Below are 17,030 nucleotides of genomic sequence, written 5' to 3'. Positions count from 1 at the left end.
CCCGCCATCACGGCGGGAGCCCGTTTTTTTATCTGAGTGCAATAGGAATAGCTTGGGTCAATAGTCGTAGCGACCGCACTGTTTCTTGTTGAATTCACCCTGCCAGCGCGCCAGTTCCTCCCGTGTGCCCAGGGTATCCCCCTTCTCGATGGCCTGTTTGAGATGCGCCATCCTGTCATAAAGCCAGCGGCACTCCGCCGTGGGGTTGTTCTTGGCGCTCACGGCCAGCGGCAGCAGGCAGAGTCCCAGCCATAGATATTTCATCCCGAACGTTCCTTGTTGTGCATGAAAGGTCTCTTTGGAGTCTATCATCTTGTGCCGATGACGGGGATAGTGCGCTGTTTCACCCTGGGGTAAGATAGCCGCATGTCTGGTTATTTATACAGTAGTATGCGCAAGATCATCCATATCGACATGGACTGCTTTTATGCGGCGGTGGAGATGCGGGACAACCCGGCGCTGCGTGACGTGCCGTTGGCGGTCGGCGGTGCATCCGATCGCCGTGGCGTCATCTCCACCTGCAACTATGTGGCCCGCCGTTTCGGCGTACGTTCCGCCATGCCGACGGCGCTGGCGAAAAAGCTCTGTCCCCCCCTGGTGCTGCTGCCGGGGCGCATGGCGCTCTACAAGGATATTTCCCGCCAGTTGAGGGCCATCTTTCTGCGCTATACCGATCAGGTTGAACCCTTGTCGCTGGACGAGGCCTACCTCGATGTGACTCACAGTGCCTGCTGTGGTGGCAGTGCGACCCTGATGGCCCGGGAGATCCGCCATGCCATCGCCACCGAACTGGGGTTGACCGCCTCGGCCGGGGTGGCCCCCAACAAATTCCTGGCCAAGCTTGCCTCGGAGCAGCGCAAGCCCGACGGCCTGTTTGTCATCCGTCCCGACGAGGTGGCCGAGTTTGTCCGCCAGCTGCCCCTTGGCAAACTGCCCGGGGTGGGGCGCAAGACGGCGGAGCGGCTCGAAGCGCAGGGGCTCTACAGCTGTGAAGATGCCAGAGCCTTGAGCACGGAGGAGCTGTGCGAGCGGTTTGGCAAATTGGGCGAGATGCTGGCAGGCCGGATCTGGGGGCGGGATGATCAGCCGGTTCAGGCACAACGCATACGCAAGACCATAGGGGTGGAGACTACGCTGGCGAGCGATCTGTGTGACGAGCAAGGCTGCCTTGCGGTACTGGGATCCCTGCTCCCCGAACTGGAGCGACGTTTTGAGGCCGTCTGCCCGGCAGATCAGTTGATGGGGCAGGGGATCAAGCTCAAGTTCTCCGATTTTCACCAGACGACTGTCTACCGCAGCCAGGGGGGTTACCAGCGCGGACTCTTTGCCGTCTTGCTAAAGGAGGGATTGCAACGGGCTCAAGGGCGGCCGGTGCGTCTGCTGGGGCTGGTGGTCGGCCTGCCGAAAGAGGGGGAAGTGAACCAACTGTCGCTGGATTTGCTCTGAAAAAGTTAAGTTTTTGTTTATAAAGTCGATACTCTATTTATCTCAGTATGACGTGAAGTAGGAACTTGGCATGCGCGCTCTCTCTGTCCAGGGTCGGATCACCCTGATCTCCGGTTATTGTCTGTTGGTTACGGCCGCCGTCCTGGTTATCTCCTCGCTCTACAATGCTAACAAAATGCAGGATCAGGTGCTGAAGGCCACCATGCAGGAGGCCCAGCTGTCGGCCGAGCACTGGATGACGGCGATAGGGGGTGAACAGGCAGCCAAGGTGACCAGTTACCTCGACGAAGCCTACTTCCGGGCCACCTTGCTGGCCGAAGATCTCCTGTTCCAGCGCAGGAATGCGGCCGAGAACTTTACCCATTCGGAAGCTCTGCGCGGAGCTCTTAATCAGCAGCTGAGGGATGCCGTGGCCTCTTCTGCCAATCTGCTCGGTGCCTATGCGGTGTTCGAGCCGGATCAGCTGGATGGGGAGGACAGCAACTATCAGGGCTCCAGCGCTCTGGGGGCCAATGACAAGGGGCGCTTTGCCAGCTACTGGGCCAACGATCACGGAAAGATAGTCTCCGAGGTCATGGATGAGGAGGTGCTGGCCGACGAGAGCCTGACCCCGACTGGCGGGGTGGAAAATGAGTGGTATCGTTGCAGCATCCGCACCCGGGCGCTCTGTCTGCTCGAACCCTATCTGGATGAGGTGGGGGGCCAGCAGATCCTGATGACCTCGGTCACCTATCCCTTGCAGGAAGAGGGGGCCTTGCTCGGTATGGTGGGGGTCGATGTCCCCCTGACCAGTTTGCAACAGCTGGTGAACAGCATGGATCAGCAACTCTACAGCGGAAAAGGCAAGATCCTGCTGGTCAGCCACGAGGGGCGGGTCGCCGGGGCCAACGAGTTTGACGTGTCCATGGGGCAGACGCTGGGTCAGCAATATTCCGATCTGGCCGCCGATTTGAAAGGGTGGCTCGATCAGGGGCAAGTGCTGAGCCGCTGGAGTGATGACGGTGCCTTGTTGCAGACCTTCGTGCCAGTCACGATGCGCGGTACCCCGCAACAGTGGGGTATTTATATCGAACTCCCCAGGAACGTGGTGCTGGCGTCGGCCAAGCGGCTGCATGGCAATCTGGCCGAGGAGGGCAGACGCAGTGTAGCCACCCAGGTGGTGATTGGCGTGCTCATCTCCCTCATCGCCCTGTGCGGTATCTGGCTGATGGCACGCCAGATAGTGGCTCCCATCCGTGCCGTGGTGGCTCGCCTCAAGGACATTGCCAGCGGTGAGGGGGATCTGACCCAGCGCATCGAGATCCAGCGCGAGGATGAGATCGGCGAGCTGGCCAAGTGGTTCAACAGCTTCCTCAACAAATTGCAATCCACCATCAGCCAGGTCATCGCTACCGTGGAAGGGACGCGAACCAGCGCGGAGCGGGCCGCCCAGGTGGCCGAGCGTACCAGCAACGGCATGCAGGCCCAGTATCAGGAAATTGATCTGGTGGCCACGGCATTCGAAGAGCTCAGTGCGACGGCGCTGCAGGTGTCCGGCAATGCCAGCGCCGCGGTGACGGCGGCCAACGAGACAGACACGGCGGCCCAGGAGGGCAAATATGTGGTGGCCGATACCCAGACCGCCATGGGGCGGTTGATGACGACCATCAATGAGGCCCAGCCTGTGGTGGAGCGGCTCTCGGCCAACAGCGAGAACATCAATGACATCCTCATCGTCATCCAGGGGATCGCGGAGCAGACCAATCTGTTGGCCCTGAACGCCGCCATCGAGGCGGCCAGGGCAGGTGAACAGGGGCGGGGTTTTGCCGTGGTGGCCGATGAGGTTCGCAATCTGGCGGGCCGCACCCAGAACGCCATCGTCGAGATCCAGACCCTGATCAGCGAGCTGCAATCGGGCACGGGGGCCGTAGTCAATGCGATCCGCGAGGGCCATGGTCAGGCGGATCAGACGCTCGCCAAGGTCGACCTGTCGGTACGGGTGCTGGAGCAGATCATCCAGTCCGTTTCCACCATCCATCAGATGAATGAACAGATCGCCAGGGCAGCCCAGGAGCAGACCCGGGTCGCGGAGGAGATCAATCGCAATGTCAGCAATATTCGCGATGTGAGCCACACCATTCGGGGTGAGGCGGCCACTTCCGCCGAAAACGGTCGCGAGCTGTCGGCACTGGCGGACAAGCAGCAGCAACTGGTGGGGCAGTTCAAGGTATAGAAAAAAGGCGCCATCCAATAAGAGGCGCCAAACACATTCAGATGACAGACTGGGTTAAATCGCGTCGATTTAGCCCCTCTTCCCGCAGAGGAAGAAACACAACACCACAATCACAGTCGGAAGGCTCACGGAAAACACATTAAACCAATATGTCGCAGAAAATGTGAGCCATATGACAACTGATTGCAGGGCGAATTATGTTTATTCACTGGTCGACCCGCAACCGACAAATTATAATGCGCCCCATTAGAAAAACTCATCGTCGGCTGGTGTCATGTCTCGTCGTTTACCCCCGCTCAATGCCCTCAAGGCGTTTGAAGCAGCGGCCCGTCACTTAAGCTTTACCCGCGCAGCAGAAGAGTTGTTTGTGACTCAGGCTGCCATCAGTCACCAGATCAAGGCGCTGGAGGAGTATCTTGGCATCAAGCTGTTCCGCCGCAAGAATCGCTCCTTGTTGCTGACCGAGGAGGGGCAGGGCTATTTTCTCGATATCAAGGATATCTTTGCCTCCATTTCAGAAGCGACCGACAAGCTGCTGGCGCGCAGTGCCAAAGGGGCGCTCACCGTCAGCCTGCAGCCGAGCTTTGCCATCCAGTGGCTGGTGCCCAGGCTGGTCAAATTCAGCGAGCGTCACCCCGATATCGACGTGCGGATCAAGGCCGTCGACATGGACGAGGGATCGCTCACCGATGACGTGGACGTGGCCATCTACTATGGCCGTGGCAACTGGCCCGGATTGCGTTGTGACAAACTGCATACCGAATACCTGATCCCCGTCTGCTCTCCCTTGCTGCTGACCGGCCCCAAACCGCTGCGCACGCCGGACGATTTGACCCGGCATACCCTGTTGCACGACACCTCGCGACGGGACTGGAAGGCCTGGTTCCGCCAGCTCGACATCGATGCCCCCAACGTCAATCAGGGGCCCATCTTCAGCCACTCCACCATGGTGATCCAGGCGGCCATTCATGGACAGGGGGTGGCCCTTGGCCACAGCGTGCTGGCCCAGCCCGAGATCGAGGCTGGCCGCCTCATCTGCCCGTTCGAGCAGGTGCTGGTGAGCAAGAATGCCTTCTACCTGGTGTGCCAGGAGCAACAGTCCGATCAGGGCAAGATAGTCGCCTTCCGCGACTGGATGCTGGAGCTGGTGGAACAGGAAGAGGCCCGTCGCCGGGCAAGGCTTGCCGATGCATGAGGTGATCCGGGAGGGGGCGAGTGACGCCCCCGTTCGTATTTTGCTGGCCCACGGAGCCGGCGCCGGCATGGAACACGCCTTTCTCGCCGAGCTCTCCCGTCTGCTGGCCGGGCCCGATATCGAGGTGGTGCGCTTCAACTTCCCCTACATGATCAAACGGGCCCGGGATGGCAAGCGTCGTCCGCCCGATCGTCAGCCGGCGCTGCTCGAGCACTGGCGTCAGATGGTGCGGGAGTTTGCCCACCCCAGACTGTTTCTGGCAGGCAAGTCCATGGGCGGGCGGATGGCGGCCGAGATTGTGGGCGAGATGAATGCTGCAGGATTACTCATTCTCGGGTATCCTTTCCACCCCCCGGCCAAGCCCGAGTGCTGGCGGGGCGAGGTGCTCAAGCAGATCACCACGCCGACCCTGCTGCTGCAGGGGGAGCGTGACACCTTTGGCAGCCGTGCCGAACTGGTCGATTTCCCCTTCTCCTCCGTCGTATCGGTCCATTGGCTGACCGATGGCGATCATGGCTTCAAGCCGCGCAAGGCGAGTGGCGTGAGTGAACAGGAAAATCTGCAGCAGGCAGCGAACGAGATAAGGCGCTTTGTCACCAACCCCCCGGTACAGGGTTGAGGACGGCGAGCGAGAACACAAGGAGAGTTGGGATGCAGACCCATCGACACTGGCTGGTACTGGCCGGCTGCTTTGGCCTGACGGCCACCATGCTGGGCGCCTATGGTGCCCACGGCCTGGCGGCGACCGGCATTACGCCCGAGCGCCTGGCGGCCTTCAATACCGCCGTGCAATATCAGTTTTTTCACGCATTGGCCCTGCTGGTGCTGGGTTGGTGCGGTGTGCGCAGCAAGTTGATCACCTTTGCTGGCACCGCCTTTGTGCTGGGGATCCTGGGATTCTCCGGCAGTATTTATGCCATGGTGCTGCTTGGCAGCAAGGGGTTGGGGCTTATTACCCCGGCCGGTGGCCTCTGTTTTATGTTGGGATGGGCGGCCCTGATCTGGGCTGGCTGTCGTCTTGGAGGAAAAAATGAATAATCTGCTGCTGTATTGCCGCCCCGGTTTTGAGAAAGAGGCGGCGGCAGAGATCACCGAACGAGCCACTAACATGCAGTGTTATGGCTTTGCCCGGGTCAAGGACGACAGTGGCTACATCATCTTCGAATGCTACGGTGAGGAAGAGGCCGACCTGCTGGCGCGCAAGCTGCCATTTCGCGAGCTCATCTTTATCCGCCAGATGCTGGTGGTGACCTGCGAGCTCAAAGATCTGGATCTGTCCGATCGCATCACCCCCATCCTGGAGGCGACCCGTGACTACGCCATCTGCGGCGATCTGCGGGTGGAAACCGCCGATACCAACGAGGCGAAAGAGCTGTCGGCCTTCTGCCGCAAGTTCACCGTGCCGTTGCGCCAGGCGCTGCGCAGCAACGAGATCCTGACCAAGAAGGAGACGCCGAACCGCCCCGTATTCCACGCCTTCTTCCTGGCCAACGATCACGTGATGCTGGGCTATTCCTACTCCTTCAACAACTCCGCATTCCACATGGGGATCCCGCGCCTGCGCTTCCCGGCCGATGCGCCGAGCCGCTCCAGCCTCAAGCTGGAAGAGGCATTCTATGTGTTCGTACCGCGGGAAGAGTGGGACGTGCGGCTGCGCTCCGGCATGAAGGCGGTGGATCTCGGTGCCTGCCCGGGTGGCTGGACCTATCAGCTGGTGCGTCGCGACATGATGGTGACCGCGGTGGACAACGGCATGATGGCGCAATCCCTGATGGATACCGGCCAGGTCAAGCACATCCGCGATGATGGCTTTGTCTGGCGCCCCAGCAAGAAGAATATCTACTGGTTGGTGTGTGACATGGTGGACAAGCCGGCGCGGGTCACCCACATGATCGCCGACTGGTTCCGCGAGGGTGACTGTCAGGAAGCCATGTTCAACCTCAAGCTGCCGATGAAGAAGCGCTACGCCGAGGCGGTGCACAACATCGAGGTGCTGCGTGAACTGCTGGCCGAGATCGACAGCGGCTTCATCATTCAGGCCAAGCAGCTCTATCACGATCGCGAAGAGATCACGGTACACGTCTACAACAAGTACTGGGTCTCCAAGCTCGAACCCAAGGCGTGATAGAGACGGGATATCAGCCGTAACATACGGAAATGATGTCAGGACCGGCGGGGTTGCCCGTCGGTCTTTTTTTATCTGCAAAAATGCGACAGGTTCAGAAGCGGTAGTCGACGCGCAGGGAGGATTCGTCGTCGGTCACTTTCAGCTCGATCTGCAGCGGAATGGTCTTGTCGACCGGATTGAACTGCATCTTGACGCCATCCCCTCTTAGCTTGATGGCGGTGTGCATGCCACCGGCCTGGAATTTGACCCTGGGTTTGTAGCGCTCGAACGACAGGCTGACACTCTTTTCCGGTGTCAGGTTGAGCTGCGGGTAGGAGGTGACTCTCTGGTTGCCATAGTTGTCAGTGGCGACATCGATCCCGAACGAGAGCGGCTTGGGGGCCTTGAGAAGGTCATTGGTATCCAGGCTGGAGCGCCACACCTCGGTGGCGGTCCGCTTCTCCTGCTGCGGCAATCTGGCGGTCTGGGTCGGCAACGTTTGCTCGAAGGCAGAGACTGAGCCCCATATCAGCAGGTAACCCGGAACCAGAAAGCGCCCATACCCGTTCATGAAAAACTCTCCCTGTTCTTCTTCTCTATTGAACATAGTTGCTCTCAAGAAGAGGGGAAAGTTGTCTGGAGCATAAAAAAGGGAGCCGAGGCTCCCTTTTAAAATCAATGAATTAGCTTACAGGCGATCGATAATGGCCTGGGTGAATTCACTGGTGGAGGCGCTGCCCCCCAGATCCCGGGTAACCCTGTCGCCGGATTCGATAGTGGCGCGAACCGCCTCGCGGATCCGCTCTGCTTTATCCTGCATGCCGAGGTATTCCAGCATCTGGATGGAGGCGAGGATCACCGAGGTGGGGTTGGCGATATTCTTGCCTGCGATATCCGGGGCCGAACCGTGCACCGCCTCGAAGATGGCGGCGCCATCGCCGATATTGGCGCCAGGTGCCATCCCGAGACCACCGACCAGACCGGCACAGAGATCGGAGAGGATATCGCCAAACAGGTTGGTGGTGACCATCACATCGAAACGCTCCGGGTACATCACCAGATTCATGCAGGCGGCATCGACGATCATCTCCTCGCTCTGGATGTCCGGATAGCGGGTCGCAACCTCGCGAGCCACTTCCAGGAACAACCCTGAGGTGGATTTGAGGATATTGGCCTTGTGGATGATGGTGACCTTCTTGCGCCCTTCCTGGCGGGCCAGTTCGAAGGCGAACTTGACGATGCGCTCGGCTCCGTCACGGGTCACTATGCTCATTGCCTCGGCGCTCTGGTTGTCGTCGCTGCGCTTCTGACCTGCGCCCGAGTACATCCCCTCGGTATTTTCACGGACCGTGATGATATCGATGTTGTCGTAACGGCTCTTGGTGCCCTTGAAGGAGATGACGGGGCGGACGTTGGCGTAGAGGTTGAACTTCTTGCGCAGGGAGACGTTGATGGAGGTAAAACCGCCGCCGACCGGGGTGGTGAGCGGTCCTTTCAGACTGACCTTGTTCTTCTCGATGAGATCCAGGGTTGCCTGGGGCAGCAGTTCGCCATGTTTTTCGAGGGCGGTCAGGCCCGCATCGGCGTAGTCGTATTCGAAGTCACAGCCGGCGTGGTTCAGGATCTGGATAGCCGATTCGATGATGCTGGGGCCAATGCCGTCGCCGGGGATCACGGTAATTTTTGTTTTGGACATGAGAGGGTTCCACTTCCAGGGAGTAGGGGAGGATGGGGCTGTTTTATATCATTTACTCAGCAAACCAACCAGATTCCTTTACATTTTACTCAATTTCCTCAACGAGGTGGGTGAGTCGTGTCATGGTTCGCGCCCTCGACCGGCAATTTGTGTGCACCAGTCACTCGGGTTGTGGCGGATAACGGATATCCCGCAGGTTGAATCCCAGTGGAATATCCTGTTGCAGTCGGACCAGCCGCTGGGCCAGCAGAGCCTCCTCCTGATGCTGCTGTAGCTTGCGCAGGGCCTTGGGGGCCTCTTCCTGTTGGCAAGCCGTCAGCAGGGTAGCCAGATCGCCATATTGTTGCAGCAGCTGGGTCGCTGTCTTGGGGCCTATGCCGGGGACTCCCTTGATGTTGGAGCCGCTCACCCCGGTCAGTGCCCAGAAATCCACCAGTTGGGCCGGCGCCACCCCGTAGTGCTGCTGGACGAAGGCAGCATCGAGCCAGCGCTTGTTGAAGTAGTCGCGGATCCGGATCTGCGGGCAGATGAGCTGGCAAAACCCCTTGTCGGTGGAGATGATGGTGGCCTGATGGCCGCGCCTGGAAATGCCGCAAGCCAAGGTTGCGACGAGATCGTCCGCCTCGTCGGTCTCGGACAGCAGGGCGTCCACACCGCACTCCCAGAATGCATCCTGCAGCTCTCCCAGCCCTTCACGCAGTTCGGCCGGCATGGGCGTGCGTCCCTCCTTGTAGGCCGGGTAGACCTCCTTGCGCCAGCTGTGCACCTCGCCATCGAACACGGCGATGACATGGGTGGGTTCGCTGGCGGCCAGCAGCTTGCGGCAGGTATTGACGAGGTTGGCGCGAGTGGCGACGAGGGCCTGGGCGGGAGTCAGGGCCTGCTGGGCTTGCACCGCATGCAGACGGCGGATGAGATTGAGGGCGTCGATGATGAGCAGGTGTGGCCTGAGATTTGACATGGGGCACTCTTGGCAGTCGGGGCGCCACATTGTAACAACTGACGGAAGTCATGGCAGCCCTTCCATAGTCCGCACCGCAAGCAGAGGATAAAAACGGGGGCCGATGCGCCCCCGTTTGTCATCTTGATCTGCCTATGAGCAGGCTTGATTGGCCGTCAGCGCACTATCTCGTAACAGGGCACATACTGGCTGCCAGGCAGCTTCATCCGCTGCTGTTTGACGAAGCTCTCCAGCAGCCTGTCCATCAGGTGCATCAGCTCCTTGTCGCCATGGATCTTGAAGGGGCCCTTCTTCTCGATGGCGCGAATGCCCCCTTCCTTGACGTTGCCTGCGACGATACCAGAGAAGGCGCGCCTCAGATTGGCTGCCAGCAGCTGGGGGGGCTGGTTACGATGCAGATCCAGGCCCCCCATGCTGGCGTGATCCGGCTCGAACGGCAGCTGGAACTCGGGCTCAATCCGCAAGGACCAGTTGAAGGAGTAGGCATCCCCGACCGATTTGCGGTATTCGCGAATTTTCGGCATTGCCTCTTTCATCACCCGGGCCACCTCGGGCGCATCGCCGACGATGATCCGGTAGAGCTTGGTGGCCGGTTCTCCCAGCGTCGCCTTGATGAAGTCGTCGATGGCGCGGAAGTAGTCGGCACTCTCCTTCGGCCCGGTCAGCACGATAGGCATGGGCTGGCGCTCGTTGGCCGGGTGCATCATGATGCCGAGCAGGTAGAGCAGTTCCTCTGCGGTGCCGACGCCGCCCGGGAAGATGATGATGCCGTGACCGAGGCGCACGAAGGCCTCCAGGCGCTTCTCGATGTCCGGCAGGATCACCAGCTCGTTGACGATGGGGTTGGGCGGCTCGGCGGCGATGATAGAGGGTTCAGTCAGGCCGATATAGCGGCCGCTGCGCACCCGCTGCTTGGCGTGGCCGACGGCGGCGCCCTTCATCGGACCCTCCATGGCACCCGGGCCACAACCGGTGCAGATATTGAGTTCACGCAACCCCAGCTCGTTGCCCACGGCCCTGGTGTACTGGTACTCGATCTCGTTGATGGAGTGACCGCCCCAGCAGACGATCAGGTTGGGATCGGCGCCGGGCTGGATCACCTTGGCGTTGCGCAGGATGGCAAACACCACGTTGGAGATATGGGTGGAGTTGGTCAGGTTGACCTGGCGGTTGGACTCCAGCTGGTTAGAGACATAGAGGATGTCGCGCAGCACGGAGAAGAGGTGTTCCTGAATGCCGCGGATGATCTCGCCATCGACGAAGGCGTGCTCGGGGGCGTTGAACAGCTCCAGCTTGACCCCGCGCTCGCGCCGGATCACATGAATATCGAAGGATTTGAAACGCTCCAGTATCTCCTTGGAGCTGTCGGTATGGCTGCCCGAGTTGAGTACCGCCAGTGAGCAGTTGCGAAACAGCTGATAAATATCGCTGGAGGCAGTCTGTTTGAGGCGATCCACCTCGAGCTGTGACAGCAGGTCCATGCTGCCAACGGGATTGATGTGCGTAATCATAAATTCCCCTTTCACTCGCTTGTTATCGTTGTGTTTTCCCTGGGGAGAAAAGGGGGATGCTTGTGCATCCCCTGAGTTCGATAGTAGTGGCAAGGCAGGGGGAAGGGGAATAGGGATGAGTTGCGTTTGCCGTTTTTTTAGCCGCCTCAGGCAAGTGTCACTTGATCCCGGCCATTGTTCTTGGAGTGATAGAGCGCCTTGTCTGCCCGCTCGAACACGTCCGAGGGGTTGTCACCATCCTGGAACAGGGTGGCACCGATGGAGATGGTGATCTCCACCTTGGCATCACGAAACCGGAACGGGATGCTCTTGATGGTCTGGCGCAGGGCCTCCAGCGGCTTCTGGAATTTGTCCGGATTGATGTTGGGCAGCAGCACCACGAACTCCTCACCGCCAAAACGGGCGATGAAATCGGTATCGCGCAGGGTGCTCTGCAGGGCCTTGGCGACCACCTTCAACGCCTTGTCGCCGGCCATGTGGCCGTAGTTGTCATTGATGTGCTTGAAGTGATCGATGTCGATGATCGCCATGCACAGCGGGGTGCGGTAGCGCAACCAGCGCTTGTACTCCTGCTCCAGCCGCTCGTCGAGGGCGGCCCGGTTGTGAACTTGGGTCAGGCTGTCGAGGAACAGCTTGTGCTTCTGGATAGTGAGCCGCTTCTTGTACTCGGCAGTCTCCTCCTTCATCAGCCGCAGCTTGGACTCCATGGTGGAGAGGCGGGTGAGCAGGTGACGCTCACGGGCAGCGGTGTTTTCCCGCTCCTGCAGTAGCAGATTGATGGCTCCCATATGACTGGAGATGGTCTCTTTGAGTGCCTCCAGAGTCTGGTGGTTGGCCAGGGAGTGATCGATGGCCTGCAGTTCGCTGACCAGCGCCTCCCGGGTCTCTTTGGTCTCGTTTTGCAGGGCGCGCCCTTCATCCAGCGATTCGGTAAAGCCGACATGTACCGCAGACAGGCTCTCGTTGAGGGTGCTCAAAAATGCCCGGGAGGCTTTGCGCTCCTCACGGGTGCCCTCGATGATAAGCTCGATCACCTGCATGCAGGTCTCGGCCAGCAGGTGAGGGGCTATGCCAAGCAGCAGTTGGCGGCGGATATCCCCCAGGCTTTCGCCGATGGCGCCGGCAAAATCGAGTTCCGTGATGAGGCGCTGCAGCTCGTCGGCAATACGGGCATGATCCTTGAAATCGAAAGAGTCATGTGGTGCCTGATGATGCTTTTCGCTTTCTGACGCCTGGGGAGCTGGTTTGACAAGCAGTGGCTGGCTTGGCAGCAACTGGATCTTGATCGCCTGCTGATAGAATTCGAGCAGCTTGATCACCTTCTTCTGGTGGTCGGCGATACCGTAACCGGCGGGGCTTGCCAGAAACTCCTTGAGGGATTTACGGGTCTCTTCCGGGAAGCCTTTGATGGTTTTGAGCTGCTTGGAGCCGAGTTCGATGGCCGCCTGGGTCAGGTTCATCGACTCTTCCAGGGCATTGCTGTGCTGTTGCAGCAGTTTTTCGATGGCGAGCAGGTCGGCATCCAGCGAGGTGTAGGATGGATTGCCGTCGAGTTTTTGTTTCAGGCGGGCAAACCGGTTGTCGAGTTCCCGATCGAAACCACGGCAGGATAGCATCAGTTTGTTGATGAACTGGATGCTGCGGATGCGTTCCGCATCGGAGAAAGAGAGAAGACCGTCAAGCTCCAGCTGTTTCTGCTGGAGGGACTCCCTGAGTCTGGCCAATTGTCCTGTTACGGCAGCGATGTCGTTCATTATCAGGTCGCCCTGTTGTCATTCTTGTTTTTTATGTTGGATAGCAACCGTGGTCGAACCTCGCTTCGAGCCTCGTCTGTTATCTATGTTTTTATTGGTCAACTGGTGCTTGCGTCCTTGCAAGTCGGGGCCAATTAACCCATTGCTTTTCATGAGAAGAATTGACTTTTACCAATCCCTTGTCAATCGCCATCAAGCCGCATTGCCACACATCCCCATTAAAAAATGCCGCCTGCTGGCAATCGATGGCAGCCAGCTCCAGCCAGGCACTTTCCTGGCATTTTTCACTGAGCTGAATGGCTCCCGACAGGGCGAGATAGCAGAGATCGAACAGCCCGTTGTGATCCAGCGCGGTGGCGGCCTTTGGCAGGAAGGGGTGACTCACTATCCCGAGGCTTATCTGGCGATCCAGCGGATATTCGCAGGGGAAAGCGGCGATGGACGCCAGCAGGTCGCCAGCCAGCTGATGCAGATTGGCGACGTGACGCTGGGGCACCACATAGAGGATATGGCCTTCCCGCAGATCATAGATACGGCCATCCTGGGGGGTCAGGGTGTCGACATAGGTGCCAAAGGCCTGCTCTATTTCGCGACTGGCCTGATAGCCGTGATGCTCCAGGGCGTTGATCAGGAAAGGGACCCGGAACAGCAGGTAGTGCAGCTTGTCGTCAAATTCGCTGGTGGGCTCTTCACTCAGGAACCAGCGTTCCGATTTCAACTGGCGTTTGGCCATCTCCCGCGGCCAGCGATTCATCAGGCGTTGCCAGTTGGCGAGGCCGGAGCGTGGCTCGATCTGCAGGGCCTCACCGGTACGCTTGACCTGCAGGCGGGCGGTACGCAGCTTGAGCCAGAGCGTGAAGAAGAGGTAGATGAAGAGCGCCAGCAGCAGGCTGGTGGTGATGCTCGACCAGAGGTAGCGCTCCTGCTGGTGCTGGCTGTTGCTCAGGCGCTGCTCCAGCTCCTTGATTTGCTGAGCCCGTTCAACCTGAACATAGTTGTCACGAATGGCCGCCTGCTCCAGGGCCAGCTCCTGCTGGCGCACCTCTTCACCCAGGCGATGGAACTGCTTGTAGCTGTCGAGGGCCTGGCGCAGATAACCCTTTTGCTCATATGCGAGGGAGAGCAGGCGGAACACTTCGTACTGGCGGCGAGTGTCACCAATCTGGCTGGAGAGGGTTCTGGCATTTTCCAGCTGCAAGATGGCAATGGCGGCTTCCTGCTTCTTCAGATAGAGCTCCCCCAGCAACAGCAGGGTGTCGATCAGAGGCTCCTTGGCATCGTTCAGCTCATGGGACTGACGTGCCGCGTTGAGGTAGTTGCCGGCCAGCGAAAGATTGCCGCTGTACAGGTAGGTCTTGCCGATCTCGTACTTCAGCAGGGAGGCCTGTGCCCGGTTGGTGCCTTCATCCAGCAGATCCAGCGCATTGAAGAAGTAGACCAGCGCCATGTTGAGATCATTTTGATCGCGGTTGAGGCGGGCCAGCACGATGAGGGAGTCACATAGCAGCGAACGGTTGCCGATGGAGTGAAAATAGTTGGCCGCCTCATTGGCATATTGCAGCGCCTTCTGGGGCTCCTGCTCCTCCTGATAGAGCTTGACGATCTGGTTCGACAAGAGACCGAGGAAGAGGGGGGCGTTGAGGTTCTTGGCGCGCTGCTGGGCATCGATATATTCACCGAGCGCCAGCTGGGGTTGTTGCAGAGCGCGATAGAGATCACCACTGATGGCGCTGACCCAGGCGCTGGCGAGCGGATTGGTGGACTTGGCCGCCCAGGTCCTTGCCTCGGCCAGATGGGCCTTGGCCCCTTCAAACTGCCGCTGCTCGATATCGTAACTGGTACGCAGCAGACGGCTGTATACCTGCAACTGGCTCTGCTTGAGAAGAGGGGCTGCCAGCTGGCCGTCCAGCTGTTCCAGCAGGGATTGCCGATTGCCCTGCTGCTCCGGCATGCGCTCCAGGCTGCGCAGTTTGAAATAGAGCGCATGGGCTTTGAGTTCGGGTTGCTGCTCTTTTTCCGCGAGCGCGATGGCCGTGTCGAGCGCCTGTTGGGTGGCCTGATATTGACCGAGTTGCAGCAGGCACTTCCCCTTGAGCAGATTGGCACTGATATTCTGCGTCATGTTGCTGTAGCTCAGGAGCGGTTCGCGATAGCCGAACTCCTGGCGATTGCTGATGATCTGCTGGGGATTGTTGGCTGCTCGCGTCAGGAAGGCGGAGGTGATCTGGACGCATCTGGCCGGATCGGTCAACACCAGGGACTGAGCCTGTTGCAGGTCGACGGAGAGCTGCTCCCTGTCCAGATCCAGATTCGGAGCGGACACGGAGGTCATCATCATGGCCAGAAAAAACAGTTGATTCATTGGATTAAGGGCGGCGCAGAGGTGAGGGCATGTTATCCAAGGCCCCCCCTCTGAGTCCAGTGTTTACTGGTGGCCGCGATGCGGTCCGGGGGCCGGAGAGGGGATTTATCCTCGCCTCTACTGTCTGGAGGCGGGCAAGGGGAGGGCGGGTTACCCTCTCTCCTTACCTCTTCGAGCCGGGGTTACTGACGGATCAGGCGCAGGTTGGCGGGGACAGCCTCGAAATCGGAGCGGAACGGATTGATATCCAGCCCGCCGCGGCGAGTATAGCGGGCATAGACGGTCAGCTGCTGCGGTTGGCAGTAGTGCTGCAAGTCGATGAAGATCCGCTCGATGCACTGCTCGTGGAACTCGTTGTGCTGGCGAAACGAGATGAGGTAGCGCAGCAGCTTCTCCCGATCGACCCTGGGCCCCTTGTAGCGGATCACCACCGAGCCCCAGTCCGGCTGGCTGGTTACCAGGCAGTTGGATTTGAGCAGGTGGCTGTGCAGCGTCTCTTCCACCACCTCTGAGCCTGCGGCCCCCTGCAGCAGGGTCGCGTCAAACTCGTAACCATCGATCTCGATATCCTGATCGTCGATGCACTCCCCGGGCAGGGTGGCAATCTGGTGCGGCGCCCGGTCGAGGGGGAACAGGGTGACCTGGACGGCTTCTCCCGCACAGGCGCTGAGATCCTTGATCAGCATGGCCTGCACCGCCTCTATGGAGTCGCAGCGGGTCTGGTTGAAGGAGTTCAGATAGAGCTTGAAAGACTTGGATTCAATCAGGTTAGCGCTGGTGGCCGGTATGGTCACCTCGCCCACCGCGACCATCGGCTTGCCCTTGGCATTGAGCCAGGATAGCTCGTAGAGGGTCCAAACATCGCAACCGGTAAATGGCAGATCGCTACCCAGTTGCAGGTCGTCCCGGTTCAGGCTGCGCGGAACCGGCTGCAACAGGGAGGGGGTGTACTGGCTGATGTAGTCGGACTGCTGGCCCAGGGTGAGGCCCTTGAGAGCGCTGGCCCCCGCGTATCTTTCTTGTTTGCTCACGTGTTTGCTCATGAAGTGTAGTGATCCCAGGGAAAGGCATGCCGACGGCCCAGTACGGGCTCGGTTCAGGCAGCCTTGTCTGTCGCCATGTTTGATGGTGCAATAGCGGACTTTGCCAGCAATTGTGGGGATTTTCGATGTCGGATCAAGTTTTGTCTGCCCTGGCGCATTTTTTGGCCCGCTGGCAACGGGATGGTGAGGCTCGCCGAGGTCTGCCCCTGTGCGACTGGGAGGCGGACTGGCGCTCCCCCTGCCAGTTGCAGGAACCGGTCGATGGTCGCATCTCCTGGCGCCCTTATCAGCGCACCGAACCTGCCGATTTCAGCGCCCTCGCCGAGGCGCTGGAGCTGACGCTGCACCCTGATGCGCTGGTGCTGTTTGGTCACTGGTTCAGTCGCCCCATCCCCTGCCTTTTCAAGGGGCTGCGCCTTGAGCTGCTCCTGCCCTGGAACGAGGACGATCTCGATCTGCTGAAAGAGAACCTCATTGGCCATCTGCTGATGCTGCGCAAACTCAAGCGCCCCCCTTCCATCTTCATCGCGACTACGCGCAATGAGATGACCCTGATTTCGCTTGATAACGAGAACGGTCAGGTGTGGCTGGAGTGGCTCGACTCCGGTCGCCGGTTGGTGCTGGCGCCTTCCCTGGCCGAGTTTCTCGCGCGGCTGGAGACCCTTTCGCAATAAAGTTGTCGAAGAGTTGTGAATATAAGAGAAGGGCCTTGCCACGGAGCAAGGCCCTTCTTTTTATCTATC

The 17,030-nt window shown here is 59.5% G+C and carries 15 protein-coding genes; 7 read left to right on the top strand and 8 right to left on the bottom strand.

The genetic code is table 11. From position 1 onward, the window contains the following. Nucleotides 1-57 precede the first annotated feature (57 nt). On the bottom strand, nt 58-264 hold the full coding sequence (locus BN1123_RS15085; protein WP_026455998.1) for a hypothetical protein: 207 nt from the start codon (nt 262-264) through the stop codon (nt 58-60). Nucleotides 265-390: 126 nt separating this feature from the next. Between BN1123_RS15085 and dinB the strand changes: the two genes are divergently transcribed. From dinB to rlmM, 6 genes are all read left to right on the top strand, one after another. After that, nucleotides 391-1,446 carry a DNA polymerase IV gene (gene dinB / locus BN1123_RS15080; RefSeq protein WP_042027995.1) on the top strand — a complete coding sequence of 352 codons (1,056 nt, stop codon included), beginning with the start codon at nt 391-393 and terminating at the stop codon, nt 1,444-1,446. Between the two features lie 70 nt (nt 1,447-1,516). After that, nucleotides 1,517-3,658, top strand: a complete 2,142-nt coding sequence (locus BN1123_RS15075; protein WP_042027994.1) for a methyl-accepting chemotaxis protein — start codon at nt 1,517-1,519, stop codon at nt 3,656-3,658. A gap of 274 nt (nt 3,659-3,932) precedes the next feature. After that, nucleotides 3,933-4,853 carry a transcriptional regulator GcvA gene (locus BN1123_RS15070; RefSeq protein ID WP_042027993.1) on the top strand — a complete coding sequence of 307 codons (921 nt, stop codon included), beginning with the start codon at nt 3,933-3,935 and terminating at the stop codon, nt 4,851-4,853. After that, nucleotides 4,846-5,472: an alpha/beta fold hydrolase gene (locus BN1123_RS15065; RefSeq protein ID WP_042027991.1), complete on the top strand. Its 627-nt coding sequence runs from the start codon at nt 4,846-4,848 to the stop codon at nt 5,470-5,472. Before BN1123_RS15070 ends, BN1123_RS15065 begins: the two co-directional genes overlap by 8 nt. Before the next feature lie 32 nt (nt 5,473-5,504). After that, nucleotides 5,505-5,891 carry a DUF423 domain-containing protein gene (locus BN1123_RS15060; RefSeq protein ID WP_042027989.1) on the top strand — a complete coding sequence of 129 codons (387 nt, stop codon included), beginning with the start codon at nt 5,505-5,507 and terminating at the stop codon, nt 5,889-5,891. Next, nucleotides 5,884-6,978, top strand: a complete 1,095-nt coding sequence (rlmM, locus tag BN1123_RS15055; protein WP_042027987.1) for a 23S rRNA (cytidine(2498)-2'-O)-methyltransferase RlmM — start codon at nt 5,884-5,886, stop codon at nt 6,976-6,978. The genes BN1123_RS15060 and rlmM overlap by 8 nt, the downstream gene beginning before the upstream one ends. Before the next feature lie 94 nt (nt 6,979-7,072). On the opposite strand, the gene BN1123_RS15050 is transcribed toward rlmM, so the two are convergent. The 7 genes from BN1123_RS15050 to queF all read right to left on the bottom strand — a co-directional run bounded on the left by BN1123_RS15050 (nt 7,073) and on the right by queF (nt 16,287). Further along, the gene (locus BN1123_RS15050) at nt 7,073-7,531 is read right to left on the bottom strand and encodes a hypothetical protein (RefSeq protein WP_042028214.1); all 459 of its coding nucleotides are present in this window, start codon (nt 7,529-7,531) and stop codon (nt 7,073-7,075) included. 117 nt (nt 7,532-7,648) lie between these two features. After that, a complete protein-coding gene (locus BN1123_RS15045; RefSeq protein WP_026457369.1) occupies nt 7,649-8,656 on the bottom strand; it encodes an isocitrate dehydrogenase in 1,008 nt (335 codons plus the stop codon). A 160-nt stretch (nt 8,657-8,816) separates the two neighbouring features. Beyond that, complete coding sequence (xni, locus tag BN1123_RS15040; protein WP_042027986.1) at nt 8,817-9,617, bottom strand: flap endonuclease Xni; 801 nt, start codon at nt 9,615-9,617, stop codon at nt 8,817-8,819. Between the two features lie 155 nt (nt 9,618-9,772). After that, nucleotides 9,773-11,128 carry a nucleotide 5'-monophosphate nucleosidase PpnN gene (gene ppnN, locus BN1123_RS15035; protein ID WP_042027984.1) on the bottom strand — a complete coding sequence of 452 codons (1,356 nt, stop codon included), beginning with the start codon at nt 11,126-11,128 and terminating at the stop codon, nt 9,773-9,775. 146 nt (nt 11,129-11,274) lie between these two features. Then, nucleotides 11,275-12,882, bottom strand: a complete 1,608-nt coding sequence (locus BN1123_RS15030) for a GGDEF domain-containing protein (RefSeq protein ID WP_042027981.1) — start codon at nt 12,880-12,882, stop codon at nt 11,275-11,277. A gap of 91 nt (nt 12,883-12,973) precedes the next feature. Next, a complete protein-coding gene (locus tag BN1123_RS15025) occupies nt 12,974-15,244 on the bottom strand; it encodes a hypothetical protein (RefSeq protein WP_042027980.1) in 2,271 nt (756 codons plus the stop codon). A gap of 182 nt (nt 15,245-15,426) precedes the next feature. Continuing rightward, nucleotides 15,427-16,287 (bottom strand): NADPH-dependent 7-cyano-7-deazaguanine reductase QueF, encoded by an 861-nt coding sequence (gene queF, locus BN1123_RS15020; protein ID WP_042027978.1) that lies wholly within the window; start codon nt 16,285-16,287, stop codon nt 15,427-15,429. Nucleotides 16,288-16,412: 125 nt separating this feature from the next. Here queF and syd point away from each other — a divergent pair, with 125 nt between their 5' ends. Next, on the top strand, nt 16,413-16,961 hold the full coding sequence (gene syd, locus BN1123_RS15015) for a SecY-interacting protein (protein WP_042027977.1): 549 nt from the start codon (nt 16,413-16,415) through the stop codon (nt 16,959-16,961). Nucleotides 16,962-17,030 lie beyond the last annotated feature (69 nt).

Source organism: Aeromonas enteropelogenes, assembly GCF_000819845.1.
GTDB lineage: Bacteria > Pseudomonadota > Gammaproteobacteria > Enterobacterales > Aeromonadaceae > Aeromonas > Aeromonas enteropelogenes.
Note: the sequence above shows the minus strand (reverse complement) of the source record. Positions and strands in the feature narration are given on the sequence as shown.

Excerpts from the sequence above, each read along its gene's own strand:
- BN1123_RS15085 (WP_026455998.1), bottom strand. The coding sequence starts at position 264 with ATGAAATATCTATGGCTGGGACTCTGCCTGCTGCCGCTGGCCGTGAGC.
- dinB (WP_042027995.1), top strand. The coding sequence starts at position 391 with ATGCGCAAGATCATCCATATCGACATGGACTGCTTTTATGCGGCGGTG.
- BN1123_RS15075 (WP_042027994.1), top strand. The coding sequence starts at position 1,517 with ATGCGCGCTCTCTCTGTCCAGGGTCGGATCACCCTGATCTCCGGTTAT.
- BN1123_RS15070 (WP_042027993.1), top strand. The coding sequence starts at position 3,933 with ATGTCTCGTCGTTTACCCCCGCTCAATGCCCTCAAGGCGTTTGAAGCA.
- BN1123_RS15065 (WP_042027991.1), top strand. The coding sequence starts at position 4,846 with ATGCATGAGGTGATCCGGGAGGGGGCGAGTGACGCCCCCGTTCGTATT.
- BN1123_RS15060 (WP_042027989.1), top strand. The coding sequence starts at position 5,505 with ATGCAGACCCATCGACACTGGCTGGTACTGGCCGGCTGCTTTGGCCTG.
- rlmM (WP_042027987.1), top strand. The coding sequence starts at position 5,884 with ATGAATAATCTGCTGCTGTATTGCCGCCCCGGTTTTGAGAAAGAGGCG.
- BN1123_RS15050 (WP_042028214.1), bottom strand. The coding sequence starts at position 7,531 with ATGAACGGGTATGGGCGCTTTCTGGTTCCGGGTTACCTGCTGATATGG.
- BN1123_RS15045 (WP_026457369.1), bottom strand. The coding sequence starts at position 8,656 with ATGTCCAAAACAAAAATTACCGTGATCCCCGGCGACGGCATTGGCCCC.
- xni (WP_042027986.1), bottom strand. The coding sequence starts at position 9,617 with ATGTCAAATCTCAGGCCACACCTGCTCATCATCGACGCCCTCAATCTC.
- ppnN (WP_042027984.1), bottom strand. The coding sequence starts at position 11,128 with ATGATTACGCACATCAATCCCGTTGGCAGCATGGACCTGCTGTCACAG.
- BN1123_RS15030 (WP_042027981.1), bottom strand. The coding sequence starts at position 12,882 with ATGAACGACATCGCTGCCGTAACAGGACAATTGGCCAGACTCAGGGAG.
- BN1123_RS15025 (WP_042027980.1), bottom strand. The coding sequence starts at position 15,244 with ATGAATCAACTGTTTTTTCTGGCCATGATGATGACCTCCGTGTCCGCT.
- queF (WP_042027978.1), bottom strand. The coding sequence starts at position 16,287 with ATGAGCAAACACGTGAGCAAACAAGAAAGATACGCGGGGGCCAGCGCT.
- syd (WP_042027977.1), top strand. The coding sequence starts at position 16,413 with ATGTCGGATCAAGTTTTGTCTGCCCTGGCGCATTTTTTGGCCCGCTGG.